We start from the raw sequence: 22,199 nt of genomic DNA on the forward strand, positions 1-22,199 counted from the left end.
ATTATGAGTTATGTTTTAGCAAAATCTAAAGATGATGATATTCTTAGTGCAGGTGAATGTGGCGGAGCGATAACTAGTATTCTTAAATATTTGCTTGATGAAAAACTTGTTGATGGAATTTTCGCATTAAGGCCATTTGATGATATTTATGACGCTATGCCAGTATTTATAACAGATTCTGAAGATTTGATAAGTACTGCGGGGTCTTATCACTGTGCTCCTACAATGATTGGGGATATTATTGAAAGATTCATTGATGATGATACTAAAATTGCAGTCACTGTTAAACCTTGTGACATGAGAGCAATGCATGAACTTGTAATTAGGCACAGAATTAATGATGATAATGTTTATTTCATTGGTTTGAATTGTGGTGGAACTGTTTCTCCTGTTAGTGGTAGAAAAATGATTGATTTATTCTATGAAGCAGATCCTAATGATGTTGTAAGTGAAGAGATAGATAAAGGTAAATTCATTATCGAGCTTGCAGATGGTGGGGAAGAAGCAGTAAAAATTCATGATCTTGAAGCAGAAGGATATGGGCGCCGAAATAATTGTCAAAGATGTGATGTAAAAATTCCAAGAATGGCGGATATTGCTTGTGGAAACTGGGGTGCTGAAGATGGCTGGACATTCATTGAAATCAACAGTGAAAAAGGTCAAAAGTTAGTTGATGGTGCTAAAAAAGTGGGCATTCTTGAAACTAAAACTCCTAATGATGCGGCGGTGGAAGGAAGAAGCAAAGTTGAAAACATCATGATTAAAATGGCAAAAAAGAACCAAGATGCAACTTACCCATTGGTTAGTGAAATGGATGAATGGAGCCGCTGCATCGGTTGCTATGCTTGCCGTGATATTTGCCCTGTCTGCTGGTGTTTCGAAAACTGCGAATTAAACAAATCTTACTTCAAAGATGGAACAAATATGCCTCCGAGTCCTATTGCTTTTCAGGGTGTAAGACTGTCTCATATGAGTTTCAGTTGTTGTGATTGCGGTCAATGTGAAGATGTATGTCCAATGGATATTCCTGTTTCACTAATTTTTGACAAATTACAGAAAAAATACTATGAACGGACTGGTTATGTAGCTGGAGTTTCAGAGGATATCAAACCTCCTTTATACAGTCCAGAAAAAACAGAATTATAAAGGGGTGATTTTATGTCTGAAGATTTAAAAATTGTAGGTTTATTGTGTAATTGGTGTTGTTATGGTGGTGCGGATACTGCAGGAACTGCACGTATGCAATATCCTCCGAATATTAGAATTATTCGTGTAATGTGTTCTGGAAGGATTAATCCGTCAATGGTCTTTAAAGCATTTCAGGAAGGTGCTGACGGCGTATTTGTAGGCGGGTGTCATATTGGTGACTGCCACTATGATGCAGGTAACTACAAATGGTCTAGAAGATCTAAGATTGTTGAAGATATTCTTGAGGAGTTCGGTATTGAAAAGGAAAGATTCCGTCATGAATGGATTTCAGCATCTGAAGGTGAAAAATTCCAAACAACAATGGAAGAATTCCACAAAACATTAACCAAATTAGGACCATTAGAATTAAAATAATTATTTCCGGCCATTAATGTAAATAACTATCTTATAGTTATTTACTTCCTCCTAATTGTCTTTCTAAGATTAGTATCTTTTACTAATGTTAGAAAAATAGTTAAGTAGAGAATATTTAATTATTTTTCGAATTAATTAGGTCTATATTGATAACATCATTTAGCCGATAACTAATTAATTGTCAGCATTACCAATTTTTTAGTTATAATTTTTCTCCATCGATGTAGAAATAATTAATCAAATAAAAAAGAGAAATATATGAAATTCATATAGGTTTCTTTCACTGTCTACAATAGCTATTAAAGCTTCTCCCTTTAATAGCTATCTATTTATTTACTTTTCTTTAACTTTTTTAAAAATTTTATTATTATCACTATGCTTAAGTTATTTATTCTGATTTTTGGATGGTTTTGGTTTTGTGGATTGTGGTTAAAAAAATAAAAAAGAGAAATATGGAATTATCTTGATGGGATAATTATTTCTCTTTCTCCTGCAGGCATAAATTCTCTTAATGCGCCTTTTGCAATTTCTTTTCTTGGATGTCTAAAATCAAAAGTAAGATGATGATCTGCAAATGCAATCTTAATTAATGGATTTGTACAGAATGCATCTCTTCTTGCTGCATGAGGAGCCTGTGCAATACCAGCATATTCTGGCTGATGGCCAACATTCATTGCATAGTTCGGGTAGTTTGGACCTCTTAACTCGTGGATTAAACCTTCATCACTTCTAATTGATAAAGAATTTGATGCACCCGCTTGGTCTTGTAAATCATAACCATAAAATCCAAGTCTAGAATGTGTTTCTTTGTGTAAAATCATACTTAAATACCAACCATTCACACCTGCATTGGAATTTCCAGTAGCAAATGCAGTTGAACATCCTGCTGCTGCAGACACTACCGAAGCTCTTTGAGAACCTCCAAAATGAGTTTCTAAGAGGGTTGGTGTTTCATATTGTTCTAATCCGTAAAGAGTGACTTCAGTTGATATGTCACGAACAGTGTCCATACTTAAATCAGCTTGACACATTCCATATTTCTTTTCAACATAATCTTTACCATAATAAAGGAAATCGTCTAAAATATCATCAGTATATGCTGCACTTGCATATTGGGTAAATCCTACACCACCTGACATGTATGATCCTAACCACACTTGGTCGTATAATGCTGCAGCTGCTGCAATAACTTCTAGGGAAACTTCACAGGGGTCATCTGATATTCTGGATGTTTGAACCATATCTGCTAATGTACCGAATGCTACACCACCAGGTTCGTTAGGTCCTCTTGCACGTCTTGATGGTAAAAATGCACCCATTCCAATAACATCTGCATGTTTTGCAGCATATGAGAAATCTGCAATTGCTGCTTCTCCTGCACATAATTTGTATGCATTAATAAAACTCATACCAATTTGCATTGCTGACCATCTGGAAACTGTACCTCCATCACAAGCTCTTACTACAAGTGTTGGAACTCTACTTACTTGATAAGTTTTATTTCCAACATAGCTTTTAAGCATCTCAGCTTGTTCTTCTGGAAACTCCTTGTTAATGTCAATTAATAGTCTTTTATCTAATTCATCAGCTAAATCATCATTTCCAGTAAATATTTTTGCATAACAATCATCTACAAGACCCGGATGTACTTCCACCATATGTTCTTGTACTACGGCACCACCGGGAAGTGCATGGTTAATGTTTTCCATATATTCGTTTATTGTTTCGGGAGTTACTTCTACACCTAATCTTTCTTGAAGTACTGAATGTGCAGTATCCATTCCAACAATAATTGTTCTTTTAATATCATCAACTAATTGTTGGATTGCAGAGTTGTTACAAAAGTGTAAATCATCACCTTCGACATAATCTTCGGTTCCTGAAATTTTATATGCCATTAATTGTCTTTGACCTAAAGGTACACCAATATCAGGATTATAAAAAGGAATGTTTCTTTCTTTAGCCAATTTTTCAGCAGCTTCATTAAATTCTCTTTTCCTAGCAGATTGTTTCCATCCGTCAAAGCAATAGAAACTGGTGTGGTCATTTTCCTGATCTTCGCCTTTAAATTTTTTATTCAGTGCGCTTAAAAATTTTTTATTCTCCAAACCCATTTCATTCACCTAACTTCTTTTTCAAGTCTTTAAAAAATACTCCCATACCATATCCTCCTTCTGTACGTGCAGTATGTATATTTTCTATAACTTCAAGCGCTTCTTTATCTTGTCTCATACCAATATTGTCTTCTCTATATATTGTGGTAATTTCTTTTAGATATTCTTCATCTAATGGAACACCTACATCTATAGCTTCATCTAATTGACGTCCGACCTGGTCTTTTATGTAGTAAACATGACCATCTTCTTCATTAAAAATATATCTTTGAAGACCATCAAACATTAAACCGTTTTCATCAAGTCTTAAAGAGTGTCCATGCACAGTAGCTCCTCTCATACCACATCTTGCAGGGTCAAAAATATCTGTTTCAACTAATTCTTTAGATATTTTTTCTAAATCTTGCTCTCTTATTTCAATAACTTGTCTTCCAGATAATGTTCCTGTGTCTACTCCCCTATATCTCCACATATATGTTCTTGCTCGATCGTATGGTTGTGCTGGAGCATTATACATTGAATCTGCAAATTGGATGTATCTTACTCTAATTCCTTCAGCAGCTCCAGGAGTAGGTTCTATGATACTTTTAATAATATCGCCATCATCTTCCATTTCAGCCAATGGGGGATGTACAGTTTTATAACTTTCACCAGGGTTTCTGTGGCCTAAAATTTTTACAAGTCCTTCATCAGAAACGGATCTAATTTTTTTGAATTCATGTTCTGGATTCATATGCTTTCTTCTATTTTCAGCAATTATTGTTTCACCAGGACAATATTGTGCTTTATATTCCATAATTCACCTACATAATATTATTTAATAACTTTGACTGTTTCAGAAGTTTTTGAATGTGAATCTACTAAACCAATGTAACGTCTGTCAATAGAATTTTCGAAATTGTTTCCATATTTTAAATAATCTGAAATCGTTGTTTTTGTCCGTGTAAATACTCCGATTAATATATAATAATCGCATGGCATGTGTGTTTCTAAAATGTCTTTTAGATTATTCATAAATTCTTTTAATTCTGACATGTCTACAGTAACAATTATTTCCCCAACCATCACTCGTAACTCAACATCACATCCTTTAACATTTATTTCCTTTCTATCAGTGTGATTTACAACATGTCCTTTACCCGGTCCGTAAAAAACCTTTTTTGGAATAGAAGGACCATGTATTAAGACTCTTTGTTGACCTTTTAATTTATAAATCTCATTTAAAATCTTTTCGGTTGTTTTAGGTTTTAAAAATCTGTATGGAGTAATTTTAACATCTATAACATTAATTTGTTCTGATTCATCCATAAAAACACCTTCAAAGTTTATCTTTAATTTCTCCTGCAATTTTTGCTACATTGGGGATTGGATTTCTAAGATTGTCTATGGTGCCATAAACAGTTCCGATTAATGCTGATGTCCTTTGAACTGAAAACATTTGAGTACCTGCATCTAAACACATTGCTGCTGATGCACATGGGATTGCAGTTCCTTTTGCATGTCTTGTTACCACATGGTTTCCATGGAAAGTTCCGGGTCCTCCACCACCATAAATTGAATGTGAGAAGAAACTGAATCCTACACCAACACCTTCTGTTCTACCATAATCCACTCCTGGAAGTCCAGTTTCATATTCTAACATGTCATTATAGTATAATACTGTTGATGCTACTGCCTGTGCGGCTCTTGCAGCCCCTACATTAATAATTACTGCTGCAAGTAAACCTGCAGCAGCATATGCATTCCATAATGCCCAATCAATAGGTTCATACATATTATATCCTGAGGGCATTTTTTTAGCTACTTTAATGATTTTATCTTCAATTGCTCTTCCAACTAATGTTTGGATAACTGTACCTACTGTTCCTTTACCATTTTCTTTAACTATATCAAATACAAGGTTATTTGCATTTAATCCTTGATAAGCTAAAGTCAATAAATGCATTCTTTCAAAAGCTCCTGTAGCATCACCTGTTTCAAACATTGCAGTTTGCTCCATAATTGAAGATAATGCAGCAGCATTTAAAGTTTGTTTATTTGTAATAGCCACTACGTGATTTGCCATAATGTTTCTTAAACCATATCCCAATCCTTCTAAAAGAACGGGTGGTCCAAGTAATGCACTAATATTTGACCCTGAAAGGTCAACTGTTCTTGGGTATGCTCCCATTACTGCAGTTTTAATGGTTGATGCATCAAACATATTAATTTCAAAGCTGTCAATGATTGATTGAATGGTTGCTGCACTTGTTTGTAAAGTAGATACACTGTAATCTGCGGCTACATTTAATCTTTCAAATGGGAGTTGAACTAATAACTGTTGTCCACCATTAATGAGATTGACTGTGGTGTCATCATCTTCATTAACCTGTAGTATTTTTTTAATTTTTGTTGCAATTAATTCTGCATTTTTAACAATAGGTAAATCTAATTCACGGCCTGGAATATAAGTGGATTTTCCACCCATTGCACCTGATTTTAAACCTTTTTCAATTCCTACTAAATTAACAGCGGCTGATCTTTTAATATCATATATCATCTGTTGTATAGCAGAATTTTTAAGGGGACTAATAGATTCAAGGGGTACTGATTCTTCAATAATTTTCCCATCTGGACCATATAAATCTAAATTGTCATCATATATTTTCATTAGCTACCTCCTAAAAAATCATATTAAATAATTAGTGCATTGCACTAATCTTTAATACTTGTTTTAATAATGATTATTTTAGTAAAATAATCGTAATTAGTTACTAGTAATACTTATATAAATTTTTCTTCAATTGAAAAGGTTTAAAATTTATTTGATTCTTATTTTACTAAATTTTAAGTCTATTATCTAAGTTTAAGCTGATGTATGTTTTTTTATTTTGAAAAAAAAGATTAGTAATATTATTTTATTAAAAAGTATTATTTTTATATTTTTATATTTTTACCCTATTCAATAATATTTTAGAAAATTAGTGGAAATTATAATACGTCTTGTTTAAATAGGTGTTTTTTGTCCTTTTTTGAATTAAAATATCTATAATTTTTATTTTACTTCAAATATGGTTATTGGTATTGATGATTTTGTAAAAAGTAATAAGTATTACACTGTGAATTTGTACTAAGTATTATTTTTTCTTAAAAAAATTGATTAAAATAATAATTTTTTAATATAAAAATTAAATTGAATAAAATATTTTGTTTTTGTAATTAAGATATAACTTTATAAAATCAGATATATTAAAAAAATAGAAGTAAAGTTTTGACTTCTATTGGTTTGGCAAAGTTTGATGATGAAGTCAATTTTACTTATATTTTTTCAACTTATGATGTAAATTGGTTTGTTTTGTGCAACAACCAAATTACTTTTAATAGTAATAATTATATAAATGTTTGTTTTAGTGATTGTATCACTCCATACTTATTTTTCATTATAACTTCTCAATTTTTATTATATTTTTAAATAACAAAGGAACTGTTTTTTATTTTATTGTACGAAGTTTATTTGTGCTTTATTTGATTTTGTATATTTATTAATTTTCTGTTATTTTTTATTATTTTTTAATAAACATTCATTTTATGTGTTAAATCTAATATTTAGTTTATTTTAATTAGTATTTGGTAGATATTAGATAATTTCATCTTTTTATTTCGAATTTTATTAGTTTAAATTCATTTTGTATTTTGTAATACTTTTTTTAAATTTAATAATATTTAATTATTATTTATTTTAAAATAATTATTATTTTTTTCAAACTCAATTCATTATAATATATTTTATTAAAGTGTGTTTAAAAAATTTTTAATTTATATTAATTCTTAATTTAAAATTATTACTATGGTTAACTTTATAAATGGGATATATGATAATTTTATTTATAATTGTTTTAAGTGATACAAATGAGTTGTTATAAATATTGGGGTAAACTCGAAGAAATTGCTAATAAGTTATCCTCATATGGTGATTTAGATAAATATGGTGATTCTGCATTAGATGATGTGGATATTAACGAAATTATTGAAATTTTAGATGATGTTGAAATTATTGCTCATGATAAAACAATAGATTTTGATTCTGCAAAGCATATTCTTGATGATGAAAAAATGAATAAGGCGTTGAAATTAATTAGAAAATTCTATGTTTATGTTGGTGCAAGACTCGAAACCGAAAAGGCAATTGAAATGTTAGAATCGGATGATCTTGATACAAATCTAGAATCATTTGAATTTTATGACCGTTATGTTGGATTGTTAAATAATGAAAGTCAATTAGCTAAATTCAATGAAAATAAAACATTCGTGTTTTTAGGCTCCGGTCCACTTCCAATTACTTTAATGATGTTTAATGAATTGTTTGGATGTAAATGTATTGGAATTGAACAGCAAGAAGATGTTGCTGAACTTTCAAGAAAACTTTTAAAGAAATTAGGTCTTGAAAATGAAATTGAAATTATAGTTGGGGACGAAACCACTATTGAATCATTGGAATATGATATTTTAATGGTTGCTGCTTTAGCAGAACCAAAAGAAAGGGTATTCTCAAATATCTGGCAATATGTTGATGAGAAAACTCCTGTAATATATAGGACTTATACTGGAATGAGAGCAATTTTATACTCCCCAGTTTTGGATAAGGATACAAGAGGATTCCATAAAGAGGTAATGATCCTACCAACAGGAAATACAAATAACACTTCTGTTTTAATTAGAAAAATAGTTTGATTTTTTTTATAGATTGGTATTATGCTTATGCATATAACTTTTTTATTTTTTTATAGATATTCTTATTACTTATTTTTATATAATATAATTTCATGAAAGGAATTTTGGGCGCAATTTGTGGAGATATCATTGGATCAACTCGTGAGTTTAATCCAATTAAAACAAAAGATTTTAAACTTTTCAAACGTAAATCTACATTCACTGATGATACTGTAATGACATTAGCTATTGCAAACTGGTTAATTGAAGATACAGCCTCTGAAAGTATATTGATTAAACAGTTACAATATTGGGGAAATAAATATCCTGATTCAGGTTATGGCGGAAGATTTAGAAATTGGTTAAAAGAAATTGATCCGAAACCTTACGGGAGTTGGGCTAATGGATCTGCAATGAGAGTTTCTCCCTGTCCCTGGGTTGCAAATTCCTTACAGGAATCTCAAAAATTAGCTAAATTGTCAGCTATTGTAACTCATAATCATCCTGAGGGAATAAAAGGGGCACTTGCAACTTCAGATGCAATTTATCTTGCAAAAACTGGTGCTGGTAAAGAGAAGATAAAACATCATATTGAATCTCATTACAGTTATGATTTATCTCGTAGTGTAGATGAAATAAGGACTAATTATTCTTTTGATGTTTCATGTGCTGGAAGTGTTCCAGAATCTATAATCTGCTTTTTAGAAGGAGTTTCATTTGAAGATACAATTAGAAATGCAGTTTCACTTGGTGGTGATGCAGATACACAAGCAGCTATTGCTGGAAGCATTGCATCTGCATATTGGGATATTCCAAAAAATATTTCGTATAAGTCAATTAACCGTTTGAATTATGATTTGCTAAATGTTTTAGTTAATTTTGAAGAAAAGTTCATGTAGTTTTTTTCTTTTTATTTTGTATTTTATGTAATTGGTTCATGAATCGCTCATCATAATTTCTTGCAATATCTTCATATTTGTTCCAAATTCCAATTGCGGTTTCTGGAAGAACAGTTCTTTTGTCTTCACTAAATTTAGTATATGTATGCATCATTTCTTTTGAATCAGAAATTAATACTTTAACAAATGGAATGTCTGCTTTGTGAACTGGCATGTCATTGTCTTTAAAAAATTTGATAATGTTGAATGTTTTATTGTTAATACAGCAAGTTGGTGAAGCAAGTATATTGATATTTAAGTTTTTTCTTTTTTTGAGTATTTTAACTAATGCTTCTCCTTCTTCTTCAAATAAAAATCCGATTCTCATGTTAATTGAATGTTTAGCGCGAGTAATGATTTCTAATTCTTGATTTATGATTTTATCAACACCATAAATCCTCCAAATAGGGGCTTGAACCTGACTCATTCCATTTTCATATACATTTGTTAGTCTAGTTATTGTATCATCCAGTTCTGTAGTCAATCTGTTTTTTTCAAGACTTAATACTTCAACTGGGGATTTAACATTGTAAGTTAAAGGTCTTCCATCTTCAACATCAATGTAATTTTTTTGGATTAGTCCTTTGAGTACATCATATATTTTACTTCGAGGAATCCCTGATTTTTCAGATATTTCTGTTGCATTTGATGAGATTAATGAAACGAGTGTTACATATGCTTGAGCTTCATACATAGTAAGACCAATTCCTTTAAGTATAGCTATATTTTCATCCATATTTATTGTATTGTTGGATTTATAATATAATACTTACCATTACAACTCATAAAGTGACAAAATGTTTATATAGTATTTTGTTCTAATTTTATCTAACGATAATTATGAGGTAATTATTATGGCAGATGGCTTAGATATGTTTTGTTATCAATGTTCTCAGACTGCTCATGGTACTGGCTGTACTATAAGTGGTGTTTGTGGTAAAAAACCAACCGTAGCAAGATTACAAGATAATTTAATCTTTACTATGAAAGGAATTAGTGCATACAACTACAATGCAAATGTTTTAGGAAAATACAATCCTGAAATTGATGCATTTTTAACTAAAGGTTTGTATACTACTTTAACTAATGTTAATTTCGATGCTGAGGATTTAGTTGCTCTTGCATTGGAAGCAGGTAAAATCAGTGTGGATGTAATGAGATTGCTTAAAGATGCACACATCGAAGCATATGGTGAACCACAACCTGTGGAAGTAAAAGTAGGTGCACAAGAAGGACCTGCAATTATTGTAACTGGTCACGACTTAAAAGCATTGGAAGAATTATTAAAACAAGTTGAAGGTACTGATGTTAAAGTTTACACTCATTCCGAAATGTTACCTGCTCATGGATACCCTGGACTTAACAAATACGAAAATTTAGTAGGTCAATTAGGTGGAGCATGGCACGATCAAAGAACAATCTTCAAAAAATACAATGCAGCTATTGTTGGAACCAGTAACTGTGTATTACCGGCACTTGATGCATATAAAGAAAGAATGTTCACCATGGATGTAGCTAAACTTGAAGGAGTAAAAACTATTGAAAATTATGATTTCTCTGAAGTAATTGAATGTGCAAAATCTTTAGGATCATTAGAACCTGAAGAATTAACCACTCTTACTACAGGTTGGAGTGCAGGTGCTATTGTTGAACATGCTGATGCAATCAAAAAATTAGTTGAAGAAGGTAAAATAAGAAGATTCTTCGTTGTCGGTGGATGTGACAAAGCATCAAAACACAACAACTACTATAGGGAATTTGTACAAAACTTACCGCAAGATACTGTTATCTTAACATTAGCATGCGGAAAATACAAATTTAATGACTTAGATTTAGGTGATATTGAAGGAATCCCAAGATTATTAGATTTAGGTCAATGTAATGACACCATTGTTGCAGTTGATGTGGCATTAGCTTTATGTGAATTATTTGATATGGAATTAAATGAATTACCATTAACTATTGTTCTCAGTTGGATGGAACAAAAAGCAGCGGCAGTACTATGGGCTTTACTCTATCTTGGAAAAACTGACATGTGGCTTGGACCTATTCTTCCTGCATGGTGTAATGAAGACATTTTAAATGTCTTAGTTGAAAATTACAATTTGACTCCAACTTCTGGTAATGCATTAGTAGATATCAAAAAAATTATGGGGGAATAGTTGTGAATGAGGATATTAAAGCTAAGTCTTTAAATATCCAATTTTTATTGGACTATCAAAAAGATAGTGTTGTCAGTCGTGAAATAATCAAAAAAGAGTTAGGTACAGTCACATTCTTTGCTTTTGATCAAGGTCAAGGATTGTCTGAACACTCAGCTCCTTTTGATGCAATGGTTCAAATTATTGATGGTGAAGCTGAAATCACAATTTCTGGTAAAAAAAATACTGTTTGTGCAGGTGAAATAATTATCATGCCAGCAAATGAACCGCATGCACTTCAAGCTGAAAATTGCCCATTTAAAATGATTTTAACCATGATTAAATCAGATTAATTTCATTTTAAATTTTTTATACCTAAATAAGAATATACCACGTGTATTAACCATGATTATTGGATGGAATTTTATCCAATTCTTATGGTTTTTAGTCTCTTTTTATCAAATTAAAAACAAGAATTTGGTGGTTATTTTCTCCACCAAATCAAAATCCAATCAGCTTTGTCTTTAACATTATAATATTTTTTACTTTTTCTATTGTAAGTAAGAATTCTTTCTAAATATTTTTCAAGAAGCTCTTTTTCTTTATCATTGTATAAATCAAGTCTAAATTTACCATTGTCCATTGCTTCTTTGATACTATCATATTCACGATAATTGCTTAAGTCAAATCTTTCAATATTTGCATAAATTCCTAAATTAAATAATATGTTAAAGAAAAAGTTGTAATCTGGGAAATCTTCAGTTTTAATCCCTATTTCTTTTTCAAAATCTTTTTCGATTTTCTTATTTTCAGGTCCAAAAATAGTTATGAAAACATACTTGTTTGCAATTTTATTTAGTTCAGATAATGTTTTATCAATGGGAACAATACCGTTTAGTGATCTTGAGCAAATTACTACATCTACATTTCCAATTTCATCATAAGTTATGTCTTCAATTGGTTTTAGAATTGTTTCAATATTATTTATATTATTTTCAATAGCTCTTTTTTTGAGATATTCAAGCATTTTAGGAGAAGAATCAATTCCTATTACTTTTCTTACTTTTTCAGCTATTGGGATAGTGACTGAACCTTCACCACAACCGACATCTAAAACAGTATCATTTTCATCAAGTATTAATTTTTCAAATAATGCATCTTGATAGTCATCTTTTCTGGTTCTTTTATAAAAACCAGGCGCTGCTTTATCCCAATCTTTATTTTTTTTATTTTTTAAGCGTTCAGCCCAAAAATTCACCCAATCTACATCATTTGGGTTGTCAATACATTGTTTCATATTCACACCTTTGTTTTCCCACTTAAAACATTTTGATAATCTTCATAGTTTGATTTTAAAAGTTCAGGTATGTCAAGTTCATATGGGCATTTATCAACACATGAATAGCATTCAGTGCAGTCTTTTGTTTTTTCCATAATTTTTTGAGTTTTTTCATCTAAACTGGGTTCTGTCGGAAAACGTCTAAGCCATAAAGACATCCTTGAACATAAACTAATATTAATTTCTTCTGGACAAGGCATACAGTATCCACAACCTCTACAGAAGTTCACTCCAAGTTCTTCCTTATCTTTTTCAATATATTCTTTTAAATCAGCGGTTAAAATAGTATTGGCATCATAAGATAGAAATTCATCAAGCTCTTCTAATTCTTGAATCCCCCATATTGGTAAGACATTATCAAATTGATTCATATATGCAAAACTGGCTTGGGAATTTTTAATTAATCCCCCGCCCATTCCTTTCATAGCAATAAAACCAACATCTAATTGCCTACATTTTTCAACAAGGTTTAACTCTTCTTCACCACTTAAGTATGAAAATGGGTATTGTAATGTTTCATAAAGTCCGCTATCTAGTGCTTCATGTGCATGTGTTATTTTATGGGTTGTAATTCCAATGTGTTTCACTGTTCCTTCTTCTTTAGCCTCAAGCATTGCTTTATATAATTCATCATCTTCTTTTGGACAAAATGAAATGTTATGAAACTGGTATAAATCAACATAATCAGTTTTTAATTCTTTAAGGGAGGTTTCCAAATCATTCCAAAATTCTTCAGGAGTTTCTGTTCCAGTTTTTGTTGCGATGTAAATGTTTTCACGAATATCTTCAAATGCTTTTCCGAGTTTCCCTTCGCTGTCTGTGTAAAAACGAGCTGAATCATAAAAGTTAATTCCATTATCATATGCTTTTTTAAGTATTTCAATTGAATCTTTTTCATTTCTTCTTTGGATTGGAAGGGCTCCAAATCCATTTTTATTTACTTTAAAATTAGTTTTTCCAAGCCTCATTTTAATAACCATTTAATTTTAATATGATAAAAAATATAAAAATAATGAACAATATGATTAAAGATGTTTTAGTTGAGAAGAATTTACTTTTTCTGAATTCTTCATCTGTTACATTTCCTTTTTTCATAATTCTTTCCTTTTCAAAGGAACATTTCTGATATATTGCTTCAATATTTCTTGGAAGTCTTCCATGTTCATTTAACATGTTAATAGTTTTATTTAAATATTTTATAGCTTCACCATCATCTCCAAGATTGACACAACAAAATGCAGATTTGTAATTAAAATTAGTAATTAATTCTAAATCACCTTCTATTTTACTTTCATAATTTAGGCAGTTTTTGTATTCTTTTAATGCATCTTCATATCTTCCAAGGTCGAATAATGCATCACCTTTTGCATTAAATCCAACTAATGTATCTTCTTCAAGCAATGACTTGTTTAAATATACAAGTGCTTCTTTATTTTTACCGTTCTTTTGAAGCATTTGACCTTTGTATAAATCTGACTTTTGATTGCCGCCAAATTGATTTTCATAATTATTAAGATATTTTAATGCATCATCATATCTTTTTGCTTGCATTAGGAGTTCAATTTTTGCAATTAAAAGTTCTTTTTTAGAAATACGTGGTTTTTCAATTTTAGAATAATTTTTATAATTTTTATATGCCGTATCCATATATTTTAAAGATTCGTCAATTTGTCCTTTATTAAATCTGGACATCGCTTTGTCACACAGGGCATTAATGGATTTTGGTTGTTTTTTGAGATATTCATCAAAGTATTTTTCACCATAATCTCCATTGTCATGTGTTTTATCATAATATTGATAATACATTCCTTTTTCTTCAATAGCTATTATGTAATCCGCTTCAATTAATAAATCTAAAATGGATAAATAAGTTTCAACATCATCTTTTGAATGTTTTTTGCGAGCTAGAATAATAGCATCTTTGTAATTTTCATCATCGATGTATTTTTGTGCTTTGTTAATGTCAGTATTCATTATATCAACTTAATTTTTTTATAATTGAGCTTCCTAATATTTATATATATTCAGATAGATAAATAATAATGCTTATTTTTATATTAATTAAATTGTGATGATTAAATGAATGATTTAGAAAAAATTGTTTTTAAACATGCTTTATTAAATGCGGCTAAACATAAAGGAAGTGCAAATCCCGGTGCTGTAATGGGTTCAATCATGTCAAATGAAGTAGAACTTAGAAGTAAAGCAAAAGAAATTGGTTCACTGGCGGGTAAAATTGTAGCAAAGGTAAATGCTTTATCACCAGAAGAACAAGCTAGTGAAATGGAAAAGTTTGGTGTTGAAGTTCAGGATAAAAAACCAAAAACCAAGGATTCGGGACTTCAAGAACTTCCGGGAACTCATGAAAATATAGTATTACGTTTTGCTCCAAATCCAAGCGGACCTTTACACATCGGACACTCAAGAGCAGCCGTTCCTAATGCAGAATATGTTAAAAGACATGATGGCAAATTAATTTTGAGAATTGAAGATACTGATCCGAAAAGAGTATTTGAACCTGCTTATGAAATGATTCCTGAAGATTTAGCATGGTTGGGAATAGAACCAAATGAAATCGTTTACCAATCTGATAGATTTGAAATTTATTATGATTATGCTCGCCAATTAATCGAAAAAGGTGCTGCTTATATGTGTACTTGTGATGGTGAAACATTCAAAGAACTTAAGGATAATTGTAAACCTTGTCTATGTAGAGATAACAGCGTAGAAGAAAATCTTGCATTATGGGAAAAATTTGATACTATGGAATCTGGAGAAGCAGTACTTAGAATAAAAACAGATATTAATCACAAAAACCCGGCTATTCGTGATTGGGTCGCAATGAGATTGGTTGATGAAGAACATCCTCGTGTAGGTACTAAATATAGGATTTATCCAATGATGAATTTCTCTGTTTCTGTTGATGATCATTTAATGGGTATGACACATGTTCTAAGGGGTAAGGACCACTTAGCAAACAGTGAAAAACAAAAATACTTATATAATCATATGGGATGGGATTTACCAGAATTTATCCATTATGGAAGACTTAAAATGGAAGACATAGCTCTCAGTACTTCAAAGGCGATGGCGGGAATTGAAGATGGCACATACAGCGGATGGGATGATCCGAGGCTGGGAACATTAAGAGCTATTGCAAGAAGGGGAATTGATCCAAGAACAATTTATAACTTAATCACTGAAATTGGTGTTAAAATGGCCGATTCTGCAATTAGCTGGAAAAAAATTTATGGATTGAATCGTAATTTTGTAGAACCCATCGCAAACAGATATTTCTTCTGTGAAGATCCTGTTGAGATTAAAATTGATGGTTATAATGATGGCGAAGTCTCAATCGAAAGACCGTTGCATGCAGACCACATAGACAGGGGGAATAGGATTTTGTCCTTTGACGGTAGTGCTTATTTAGCAAAAGAAGATATTGCTGACGGTATTTTTAGATTAATGGATGCAGTTAATGTTGAAATTGATGGGAATAAAATAATTTATCATTCAACATCTTTTGAAGATGCGAAAAAAGTAAAAGCTAAGATTATTCAATGGGTTCCAACTAAAGATAATGTAAATGTTAAAATAGTTATGGATGATGCATCAGCTAAAACTGGAGTTGGTGAGGATACACTTCGTGATTTGGAAGTTGGAGATATTGTTCAATTTGAGAGAGTGGGTTTTGCTCGTTTAGATGAAATCAAAGATGATAAATTAGTATTTTATTATGCACATAAGTAGTGATAAAATGACTATGTTTAGTAATGGTTATTCAACTCTTCGAATGCCGGAGGATTTTGAACCAGTTAATGCCAAAGACGAGTTCAATGATTTGTATTTAGTAAATACTAAAATTCCAATGTCTATTAAATTTTCAACAACACCTACATTAGTTGGGCTTCCTTCTATAAAAGAGGATATTGAAAAGAATATTAATGATAATCCCAGAATTAATGTAATATTGTCTGATTTTATCCCAATAAATGAGGATATTTATTATTTGATTGTTTCCTCTTTTTCCGATGGTGAAAAAGAGATTAGACGTAATGAATTCTTATATGTTGAAGATAATAATTTATATATCTTCGAATTCACTTATCCTTATGCAGATAGGGAACTTGATGATTTTTACCTGAATATCATCCGTTCTTTTAAGATTAGTGTTCCAAAATATATTGTTGAAGATGGAAATTATAAATTGAATGAATAATTTCCATTATCCTTTTTATTAATTATATAAACTGAAAATTATGATGAATAGATGATTCATTATCAAATATGAGAAAAAATTATATAAAATTATAAATTATTTAAGTCTATTTTAATTGATTTAAAGAAGAAATTAAGATATTAAAAAAGTTGTAAAAAGATATTTAATATATCTTTTTAACATCAGCTGGTTTAATTATGATATTTTGACGTCTGTATTTAACGGAGATATCATCACCATTAATAGCATAAACTTGGCTGGAATAAGTTTCACCTAAATGATTGAATATGATTTCGTCTCCTTTTTTAAGTACTACTTCATTATTATTTAATTTTATTTTTATGTTGTTTCTTGAAGGTTTACTTTTAATAGTTGGGATTTTTTGTTGTGTAACTTCAGGTTTTGAAGAATCCTTAATCACTTCAAAAGCTTTAGGTTTATTTTCTAATTTTAATGACTGATTATCTTCAAATGCAGGTTCAATATCTCCAATAGGATCTACATAATCGGCATGTGTCTCGTTTATAATAGGCTCAAAGTCATCATATTCTTTCACATTTCTAATATAAGTTTCATCTTTGGGAATTCCTTCTTCAATGTATTCTTCTGGTTCAGCAGTAAGTTTTTCTTTAACATCTTTGAAGAGTTTGGATCCTTTAATTTTTTGTGTAAATTTATCCAGATCTTTTCTATAATCTAAATCCATAGTTTCTTCATTGTCTTCTTTAAGAGGGGAATTAAATTCAGAATCGTTTGATTCATCGACTTTTGTTGGAGTTTTTAGAGTTGGTTCTTTAATCTCTTCATTAGGAATATCCATTTGATCATCATCTGCATGTAATAATACATCAGTTATGTTTTCGTTTTCAGAAAGGTTTTCAATTTCTTCTTTTTTTTCTTGAGAAGCAGAGGAAATTGCTTCTTCAATAGTTTTTTGTGATGTTGTTGATGTTTCAATTTCTTCAGATGTTTCATCCTCATTAAGTTCTTCTTCATTTAATAAACTTTCAATTGTTTCAAATTCACCAATATCTTCTTCACTAGAAGATTTTTCGATAGTATTTTCTTGTTTCTTAGCAATACTTTCTTTAAGTTCAGTTAATTCACTATCTTCAACTTTTGGTTGCTCTTTTTCTCTTTCGTTATCTTTTCTTTTAGATTCTTTAATTAATTCATCAATTGTGAATAAATCTTTTAATTCTGTTTTATCATCTTTATTTTGATTCATAATATCCATCTGGCTTTGTTTAATTGGTTCTTGAAATTTTTTAACTTTATCTCCATAATCAATGAGAACTTGGTTTTCAGACTCATATTCATAAGTTTTTTTATTATTAACTTCGGGGACAATATAAACATCATAGTCTTGTGAGGTATGTTGTTTGTTTCCGTATAGTGATTTGGTATTTTGAGAATTTTGGGTTCGGGTTGTTTTTGAAGATAAACTATTAGTAAGGTTTTTTGAATTAATTTTTTCTTTTCCTTGTGATAATATTCCATTTAATTTATCTGTGCTTGGAATTATTGATCCTTCATCTTGTTCGAGTTCATTACCTTTGTAGTGTAATTTAACTAATATGCAGGCAATTACACCAATTATTACAATAGTTATCCAAATTAATATGGTTATTCCATTCATTTTTCCCAACCCTAATTTTTTTATTATGTAATAATATATGTATAATTTATTAATTTAAATATTTTTATATTGCAATTAATTTTTCTAATTATTTCTGTTTAATTTTAAAATTACTTATTCTAATTTAATGAATTGATGTTTATTGTTTTGATTGATTTTATTTTTTTAAAAAAACTTTATTTTTAGTTTTTTTGAAAATATTGAATTATCTTAATTATATTTTTTCAAAACAGCAAATTTTAGTTAAAATTATCTAAACAATTACTTTATATATGCCTAAAATAAAATATAGATTAGATTAATCATTTATTATGAGGAATAATCATGGTTGTTAAAATTAATGAAAATTATCTTAAATTAAAAAGCAGTTATCTCTTTGTTGAAGTAGCTAGAAGGGAAGCGGAATTCGTAAAAAATAATCCTGATGTTGATGTCATTAAAATGGGTATTGGGGATGTTACAAAACCATTAGTGCCATCTGTTGTTAAAGCATTCAAAGATGCTGTTGATGAAATGGGAAGTGCAGATACTTTTATGGGATACGGACCGGAACAAGGTTATGAATTTTTAGCAGAAGCTATTGTGAAAGATTATGAAAAATATGGAATAACTCTTGATACATCAGAAATTTTCATTAGTGATGGTGCTAAATGTGACACTGGCAATATTCAGGAAATTTTCGGAATTGATAATAAAATTGCAGTAACTGATCCAGTCTACACTGTTTATGTTGATACAAATGTTATGGCAGGAAGAACTGGTGAAATGAATGATGGTATGTATGAAGGTTTAACTTACCTCAAATGCAATGCTGAAAACGGATTTGTTCCAGAATTGCCTTCAGAACCTGTTGATATTATCTATTTATGTTATCCAAATAATCCAACTGGTACTACATTAACTAAAGATCAATTAAAAGTGTTTGTAGATTATGCAAGAGAAAACAAAGCTATTATTTTATTTGATGCTGCTTATGAAGCATTTATCAATGAAGAAAATGTTCCTCATTCTATCTATGAAATTGAAGGTGCAGAGGAAGTAGCTATTGAATTTAAAAGTTTTTCAAAAACTGCAGGATTTACTGGAACTCGTTGTGCATTTACAGTTGTTCCTAAACAATTGACTGCATATGATAGTGAAGGCAATGAAGTAGAAGTTAACCCATTATGGAATAGGAGACAAACTACCAAATTTAATGGTGTTTCATATCCGGTGCAAAAAGCAGCACAAGCAACTTATTCCATTGAAGGTCAAAAAGAAATTCAAGAAGTCATTGATTATTACATGGAAAATGCAAAGGTTATTTGTGAAAGCTTATCTAATTTGGGATTGGAAGTTTATGGTGGAATTAATTCACCTTATATCTGGGTTAAAGCTCCAAATAATATGGATTCATGGACTTTCTTTGATTTGTTATTAAATGAAGCAAATGTGATTGGAACTCCTGGTTCTGGATTCGGTCCAAGCGGTGAAGGTTATTTGAGGCTTACTGCATTTAATACATTAGAAAATACTAAAGAAGCAATGGATAGGATTTCTAAATTAGAATTTTAGGTGTTTAATTTGAAAAAAATAGAAAAACCGGTAGAAATTGAAGATGGGGATTCATTTAAAGTAATCTTATCAAAATATGGTGCACTGGCACTTGATAAACAAGAAAATTTAGCTGAATTAATTGGTGAAACAATTGGTGATTTGGATATTGAAAATGAGGTTATTTCTTTTGATGATATTAAGATGCCAATTCACGTTTTGGGTTTTTACTCACAAGACTTAAATCAATGGTCTTGGGCATGGGATTGTGAAGAAATATTCGGCAATAATTTAATTGCATCTGCAGTGGAAATTAAAAAACTTGGAGATAAATTTGATGTTCCTGAATTCAATTCCTCATTAATTAAAACAGATTTCAATTTTTGCCATACTATTGCAATGACTGCAACTACTATTCTTGGATTTGATGGTTATTATGCTGTTTCTGAAGATGGTCTGGATATTTTTGTTGCTATCGAATCTGATCTGGTTAAAGAGAACAATGATGTTAAAAAGTTCAGAGATACTTTTTATACTTTCCAAAAGAATTTCAATATATTTCCAAAAATTGCTTTTGAATCTTACACTAAACTTAAAGGATATGGTTTTAAACCGCAAGATGGTTTTTATTTGGCTAAAATAGGTGAATCTCGTGTTATGGCGGGGTTTACTGAAAGAGGAAATGTAACACGGATTTTAATGTTTGGTGAAGATGAACAGTGATATTATGAATCAGGATTTAGTTGATGAATTAGAATATATGGAAGAGTTACTCACTAAATCCGGATTTTTTGATAGTGAAGAGATATTGGAAATATTGGAAGATCAGTTCATTGATGAGGATATTGATATTTCTCAATATTCTGTTTCTTCAAATGATTTTTCTAATGAAAATTTCTCAAAATTGGAAAATGCCTTTACAAATTTAGCTAGTGAAAAAATTGTAGCTATTCATAATTGTGGCTATGATATTAGTGAAGGAGTAAATGATGCATTTGAATTATATGTTCATTTGCATAATAATAAATTCTCAGTTGAAGGTTTCAGTTTTTATACTTTTGAAGATATTGAAGAATCTATTTGTGAATGCAAATTAAAGATAACTTTCGGTGATTTTGAAAATAATGAAGAAATGGCATTAAAAATCGGTAAAATAGTTTTCAAATATCTAAAAGAAGAAAATTTCAATATTGCTTGGGATGGAACAATTAATAATCAAATTGAAATTTATCCGTTTAAATGGGATAAATCTTATGATTCTGAAAAAGAATATGAAATTGAAGGAGCATATGAAGTTTTTATTAAAAATCAGGTGTTAAAATGAATACTAGATCTTTAAAATTAATTCGCGAGGTTATGATTAATTCAGGTAAGTGGTCTTCAATTGAAATATCACAGGATTCAATTTACCTGCAATTTAGAGATGTTGAACTTGGAACTCCAAAAATCGATGAAGATTTTTCTCTGGTTGTTAGGTTTGCTGATGATTCATTTTTCACAGTATTCTATAATAATATTTGGGATATTGATTTTTTATCAAAATATGATTTTAAAAATCAGTTATTAAGTGAGGAAGTATCATTCAATATTAAAGATATTAAATTCATTGATTTTGAATATTTAAATACATTTTTCACTAATTATAAAAAAGAGAAATCAGTTTCTGTTGTTGAGGATTTTAATATTCACAATATTCGCAATGATTTTTTCATGTTGCTTGAAACTGATGAAATAGCTATTGTTGTTGGTGGAAACCAAATGGATTTCTTTTCACCTTTTGAAAGATTAGATGATGCATCGCTTCGTGAACTTTCAAATGATTGGATGCTTTATTTTTTAAGATATCATCAAAAAAGAAATATAGTTAGAGATCCGATGTGTGAAAACCACCCATTGAAATTATAATTTTTACAGATTTTATTATTCCTTAAAAAATTCATCATTTACTGTTTTATGAAATTCAGACTATATTTTATAATTTTTATTTGGTATATTTTTATTTAATATGGTATTTATATATTATT

21 protein-coding genes are annotated in these 22,199 nt (G+C 30.0%); 12 read left to right on the plus strand and 9 right to left on the minus strand.

Features of this window, described 5'->3' with window-relative positions:
* Window positions 1-3 precede the first annotated feature (3 nt).
* Window positions 4-1,146 (plus strand): Coenzyme F420 hydrogenase/dehydrogenase, beta subunit C-terminal domain, encoded by a 1,143-nt coding sequence (locus EDC42_RS04985; RefSeq protein ID WP_211327345.1) that lies wholly within the window; start codon window positions 4-6, stop codon window positions 1,144-1,146.
* A 12-nt stretch (window positions 1,147-1,158) separates the two neighbouring features.
* Entirely contained in the window at window positions 1,159-1,563 is a 405-nt protein-coding gene (locus tag EDC42_RS04990; protein ID WP_091699559.1) for a hydrogenase iron-sulfur subunit, read from the plus strand.
* A gap of 458 nt (window positions 1,564-2,021) precedes the next feature.
* On the opposite strand, the gene mcrA is transcribed toward EDC42_RS04990, so the two are convergent.
* Genes mcrA through mcrB form a run of 4 tightly spaced genes read right to left on the minus strand, consistent with a single transcriptional unit; the run spans window position 2,022 to window position 6,327 of the window.
* Window positions 2,022-3,677, minus strand: coding sequence for a coenzyme-B sulfoethylthiotransferase subunit alpha (gene mcrA / locus EDC42_RS04995; RefSeq protein WP_069575111.1), 1,656 nt, complete (start codon window positions 3,675-3,677; stop codon window positions 2,022-2,024).
* A gap of 1 nt (window position 3,678) precedes the next feature.
* Window positions 3,679-4,473, minus strand: coding sequence for a coenzyme-B sulfoethylthiotransferase subunit gamma (mcrG, locus tag EDC42_RS05000; RefSeq protein ID WP_069575112.1), 795 nt, complete (start codon window positions 4,471-4,473; stop codon window positions 3,679-3,681).
* Between the two features lie 17 nt (window positions 4,474-4,490).
* Window positions 4,491-4,985 carry a methyl-coenzyme M reductase operon protein D gene (gene mcrD / locus EDC42_RS05005; protein ID WP_069575113.1) on the minus strand — a complete coding sequence of 165 codons (495 nt, stop codon included), beginning with the start codon at window positions 4,983-4,985 and terminating at the stop codon, window positions 4,491-4,493.
* A gap of 10 nt (window positions 4,986-4,995) precedes the next feature.
* Window positions 4,996-6,327, minus strand: a complete 1,332-nt coding sequence (gene mcrB / locus EDC42_RS05010; RefSeq protein WP_069575114.1) for a coenzyme-B sulfoethylthiotransferase subunit beta — start codon at window positions 6,325-6,327, stop codon at window positions 4,996-4,998.
* A gap of 1,238 nt (window positions 6,328-7,565) precedes the next feature.
* On the opposite strand from mcrB, the gene EDC42_RS05015 reads away from it, so the two are divergent.
* Window positions 7,566-8,387 (plus strand): nicotianamine synthase family protein, encoded by an 822-nt coding sequence (locus EDC42_RS05015; protein WP_091699558.1) that lies wholly within the window; start codon window positions 7,566-7,568, stop codon window positions 8,385-8,387.
* A gap of 92 nt (window positions 8,388-8,479) precedes the next feature.
* Window positions 8,480-9,265, plus strand: a complete 786-nt coding sequence (locus EDC42_RS05020) for an ADP-ribosylglycohydrolase family protein (RefSeq protein ID WP_180365871.1) — start codon at window positions 8,480-8,482, stop codon at window positions 9,263-9,265.
* Here the strand turns inward: EDC42_RS05020 and EDC42_RS05025 are convergent.
* Window positions 9,258-10,040: a TrmB family transcriptional regulator gene (locus EDC42_RS05025; RefSeq protein WP_069574559.1), complete on the minus strand. Its 783-nt coding sequence runs from the start codon at window positions 10,038-10,040 to the stop codon at window positions 9,258-9,260. The genes EDC42_RS05020 and EDC42_RS05025 overlap by 8 nt on opposite strands.
* 118 nt (window positions 10,041-10,158) lie before the next feature.
* Here EDC42_RS05025 and hcp point away from each other — a divergent pair, with 118 nt between their 5' ends.
* Together hcp and EDC42_RS05035 are read left to right on the plus strand one after the other, a co-directional pair.
* Entirely contained in the window at window positions 10,159-11,466 is a 1,308-nt protein-coding gene (hcp, locus tag EDC42_RS05030) for a hydroxylamine reductase (RefSeq protein WP_069574558.1), read from the plus strand.
* A 2-nt stretch (window positions 11,467-11,468) separates the two neighbouring features.
* Window positions 11,469-11,798 (plus strand): cupin domain-containing protein, encoded by a 330-nt coding sequence (locus tag EDC42_RS05035; protein ID WP_069574557.1) that lies wholly within the window; start codon window positions 11,469-11,471, stop codon window positions 11,796-11,798.
* A 131-nt stretch (window positions 11,799-11,929) separates the two neighbouring features.
* Here EDC42_RS05035 and EDC42_RS05040 read toward each other — a convergent pair whose 3' ends face one another.
* From EDC42_RS05040 to EDC42_RS05050, 3 genes are read right to left on the minus strand one after another with little or no spacing between them, the layout of a single operon-like run.
* Window positions 11,930-12,742, minus strand: coding sequence for a class I SAM-dependent methyltransferase (locus EDC42_RS05040; protein WP_069574556.1), 813 nt, complete (start codon window positions 12,740-12,742; stop codon window positions 11,930-11,932).
* Window positions 12,743-12,744: 2 nt separating this feature from the next.
* Window positions 12,745-13,752: an aldo/keto reductase gene (locus tag EDC42_RS05045; protein WP_083234846.1), complete on the minus strand. Its 1,008-nt coding sequence runs from the start codon at window positions 13,750-13,752 to the stop codon at window positions 12,745-12,747.
* Between the two features lies 1 nt (window position 13,753).
* A complete protein-coding gene (locus tag EDC42_RS05050; RefSeq protein WP_069574554.1) occupies window positions 13,754-14,758 on the minus strand; it encodes a tetratricopeptide repeat protein in 1,005 nt (334 codons plus the stop codon).
* 105 nt (window positions 14,759-14,863) lie between these two features.
* Here EDC42_RS05050 and EDC42_RS05055 point away from each other — a divergent pair, with 105 nt between their 5' ends.
* Entirely contained in the window at window positions 14,864-16,534 is a 1,671-nt protein-coding gene (locus EDC42_RS05055) for a glutamate--tRNA ligase (protein ID WP_069574553.1), read from the plus strand.
* A gap of 7 nt (window positions 16,535-16,541) precedes the next feature.
* The gene (locus tag EDC42_RS05060; RefSeq protein WP_069574552.1) at window positions 16,542-17,003 is read left to right on the plus strand and encodes a hypothetical protein; all 462 of its coding nucleotides are present in this window, start codon (window positions 16,542-16,544) and stop codon (window positions 17,001-17,003) included.
* A 163-nt stretch (window positions 17,004-17,166) separates the two neighbouring features.
* Here the strand turns inward: EDC42_RS05060 and EDC42_RS05065 are convergent, their stop codons facing one another.
* Window positions 17,167-18,642, minus strand: coding sequence for a hypothetical protein (locus tag EDC42_RS05065; RefSeq protein WP_091699552.1), 1,476 nt, complete (start codon window positions 18,640-18,642; stop codon window positions 17,167-17,169).
* A 324-nt stretch (window positions 18,643-18,966) separates the two neighbouring features.
* Between EDC42_RS05065 and EDC42_RS05070 the strand changes: the two genes are divergently transcribed.
* Genes EDC42_RS05070 through EDC42_RS05085 form a run of 4 tightly spaced genes read left to right on the plus strand, consistent with a single transcriptional unit; the run spans window position 18,967 to window position 22,080 of the window.
* A complete protein-coding gene (locus EDC42_RS05070; protein ID WP_069573895.1) occupies window positions 18,967-20,196 on the plus strand; it encodes an LL-diaminopimelate aminotransferase in 1,230 nt (409 codons plus the stop codon).
* Window positions 20,197-20,898: a DUF6882 domain-containing protein gene (locus tag EDC42_RS05075; protein ID WP_233144859.1), complete on the plus strand. Its 702-nt coding sequence runs from the start codon at window positions 20,197-20,199 to the stop codon at window positions 20,896-20,898.
* Window positions 20,888-21,499, plus strand: coding sequence for a DUF6891 domain-containing protein (locus tag EDC42_RS05080; protein ID WP_245988571.1), 612 nt, complete (start codon window positions 20,888-20,890; stop codon window positions 21,497-21,499). The genes EDC42_RS05075 and EDC42_RS05080 overlap by 11 nt, the downstream gene beginning before the upstream one ends.
* Entirely contained in the window at window positions 21,496-22,080 is a 585-nt protein-coding gene (locus EDC42_RS05085) for a hypothetical protein (RefSeq protein ID WP_069573891.1), read from the plus strand. Before EDC42_RS05080 ends, EDC42_RS05085 begins: the two co-directional genes overlap by 4 nt.
* Window positions 22,081-22,199 lie beyond the last annotated feature (119 nt).

Source organism: Methanobrevibacter gottschalkii DSM 11977 (genome assembly GCF_003814835.1).
In the GTDB taxonomy this organism is placed as follows: Archaea; Methanobacteriota; Methanobacteria; order Methanobacteriales; family Methanobacteriaceae; genus Methanocatella; species Methanocatella gottschalkii.

Excerpts from the sequence above, each read along its gene's own strand:
- EDC42_RS04985 (WP_211327345.1), top strand. The coding sequence starts at position 4 with ATGAGTTATGTTTTAGCAAAATCTAAAGATGATGATATTCTTAGTGCA.
- EDC42_RS04990 (WP_091699559.1), top strand. The coding sequence starts at position 1,159 with ATGTCTGAAGATTTAAAAATTGTAGGTTTATTGTGTAATTGGTGTTGT.
- mcrA (WP_069575111.1), bottom strand. The coding sequence starts at position 3,677 with ATGGGTTTGGAGAATAAAAAATTTTTAAGCGCACTGAATAAAAAATTT.
- mcrG (WP_069575112.1), bottom strand. The coding sequence starts at position 4,473 with ATGGAATATAAAGCACAATATTGTCCTGGTGAAACAATAATTGCTGAA.
- mcrD (WP_069575113.1), bottom strand. The coding sequence starts at position 4,985 with ATGGATGAATCAGAACAAATTAATGTTATAGATGTTAAAATTACTCCA.
- mcrB (WP_069575114.1), bottom strand. The coding sequence starts at position 6,327 with ATGAAAATATATGATGACAATTTAGATTTATATGGTCCAGATGGGAAA.
- EDC42_RS05015 (WP_091699558.1), top strand. The coding sequence starts at position 7,566 with ATGAGTTGTTATAAATATTGGGGTAAACTCGAAGAAATTGCTAATAAG.
- EDC42_RS05020 (WP_180365871.1), top strand. The coding sequence starts at position 8,480 with ATGAAAGGAATTTTGGGCGCAATTTGTGGAGATATCATTGGATCAACT.
- EDC42_RS05025 (WP_069574559.1), bottom strand. The coding sequence starts at position 10,040 with ATGGATGAAAATATAGCTATACTTAAAGGAATTGGTCTTACTATGTAT.
- hcp (WP_069574558.1), top strand. The coding sequence starts at position 10,159 with ATGGCAGATGGCTTAGATATGTTTTGTTATCAATGTTCTCAGACTGCT.
- EDC42_RS05040 (WP_069574556.1), bottom strand. The coding sequence starts at position 12,742 with ATGAAACAATGTATTGACAACCCAAATGATGTAGATTGGGTGAATTTT.
- EDC42_RS05045 (WP_083234846.1), bottom strand. The coding sequence starts at position 13,752 with ATGAGGCTTGGAAAAACTAATTTTAAAGTAAATAAAAATGGATTTGGA.
- EDC42_RS05050 (WP_069574554.1), bottom strand. The coding sequence starts at position 14,758 with ATGAATACTGACATTAACAAAGCACAAAAATACATCGATGATGAAAAT.
- EDC42_RS05055 (WP_069574553.1), top strand. The coding sequence starts at position 14,864 with ATGAATGATTTAGAAAAAATTGTTTTTAAACATGCTTTATTAAATGCG.
- EDC42_RS05060 (WP_069574552.1), top strand. The coding sequence starts at position 16,542 with ATGACTATGTTTAGTAATGGTTATTCAACTCTTCGAATGCCGGAGGAT.
- EDC42_RS05065 (WP_091699552.1), bottom strand. The coding sequence starts at position 18,642 with ATGAATGGAATAACCATATTAATTTGGATAACTATTGTAATAATTGGT.
- EDC42_RS05070 (WP_069573895.1), top strand. The coding sequence starts at position 18,967 with ATGGTTGTTAAAATTAATGAAAATTATCTTAAATTAAAAAGCAGTTAT.
- EDC42_RS05080 (WP_245988571.1), top strand. The coding sequence starts at position 20,888 with ATGAACAGTGATATTATGAATCAGGATTTAGTTGATGAATTAGAATAT.
- EDC42_RS05085 (WP_069573891.1), top strand. The coding sequence starts at position 21,496 with ATGAATACTAGATCTTTAAAATTAATTCGCGAGGTTATGATTAATTCA.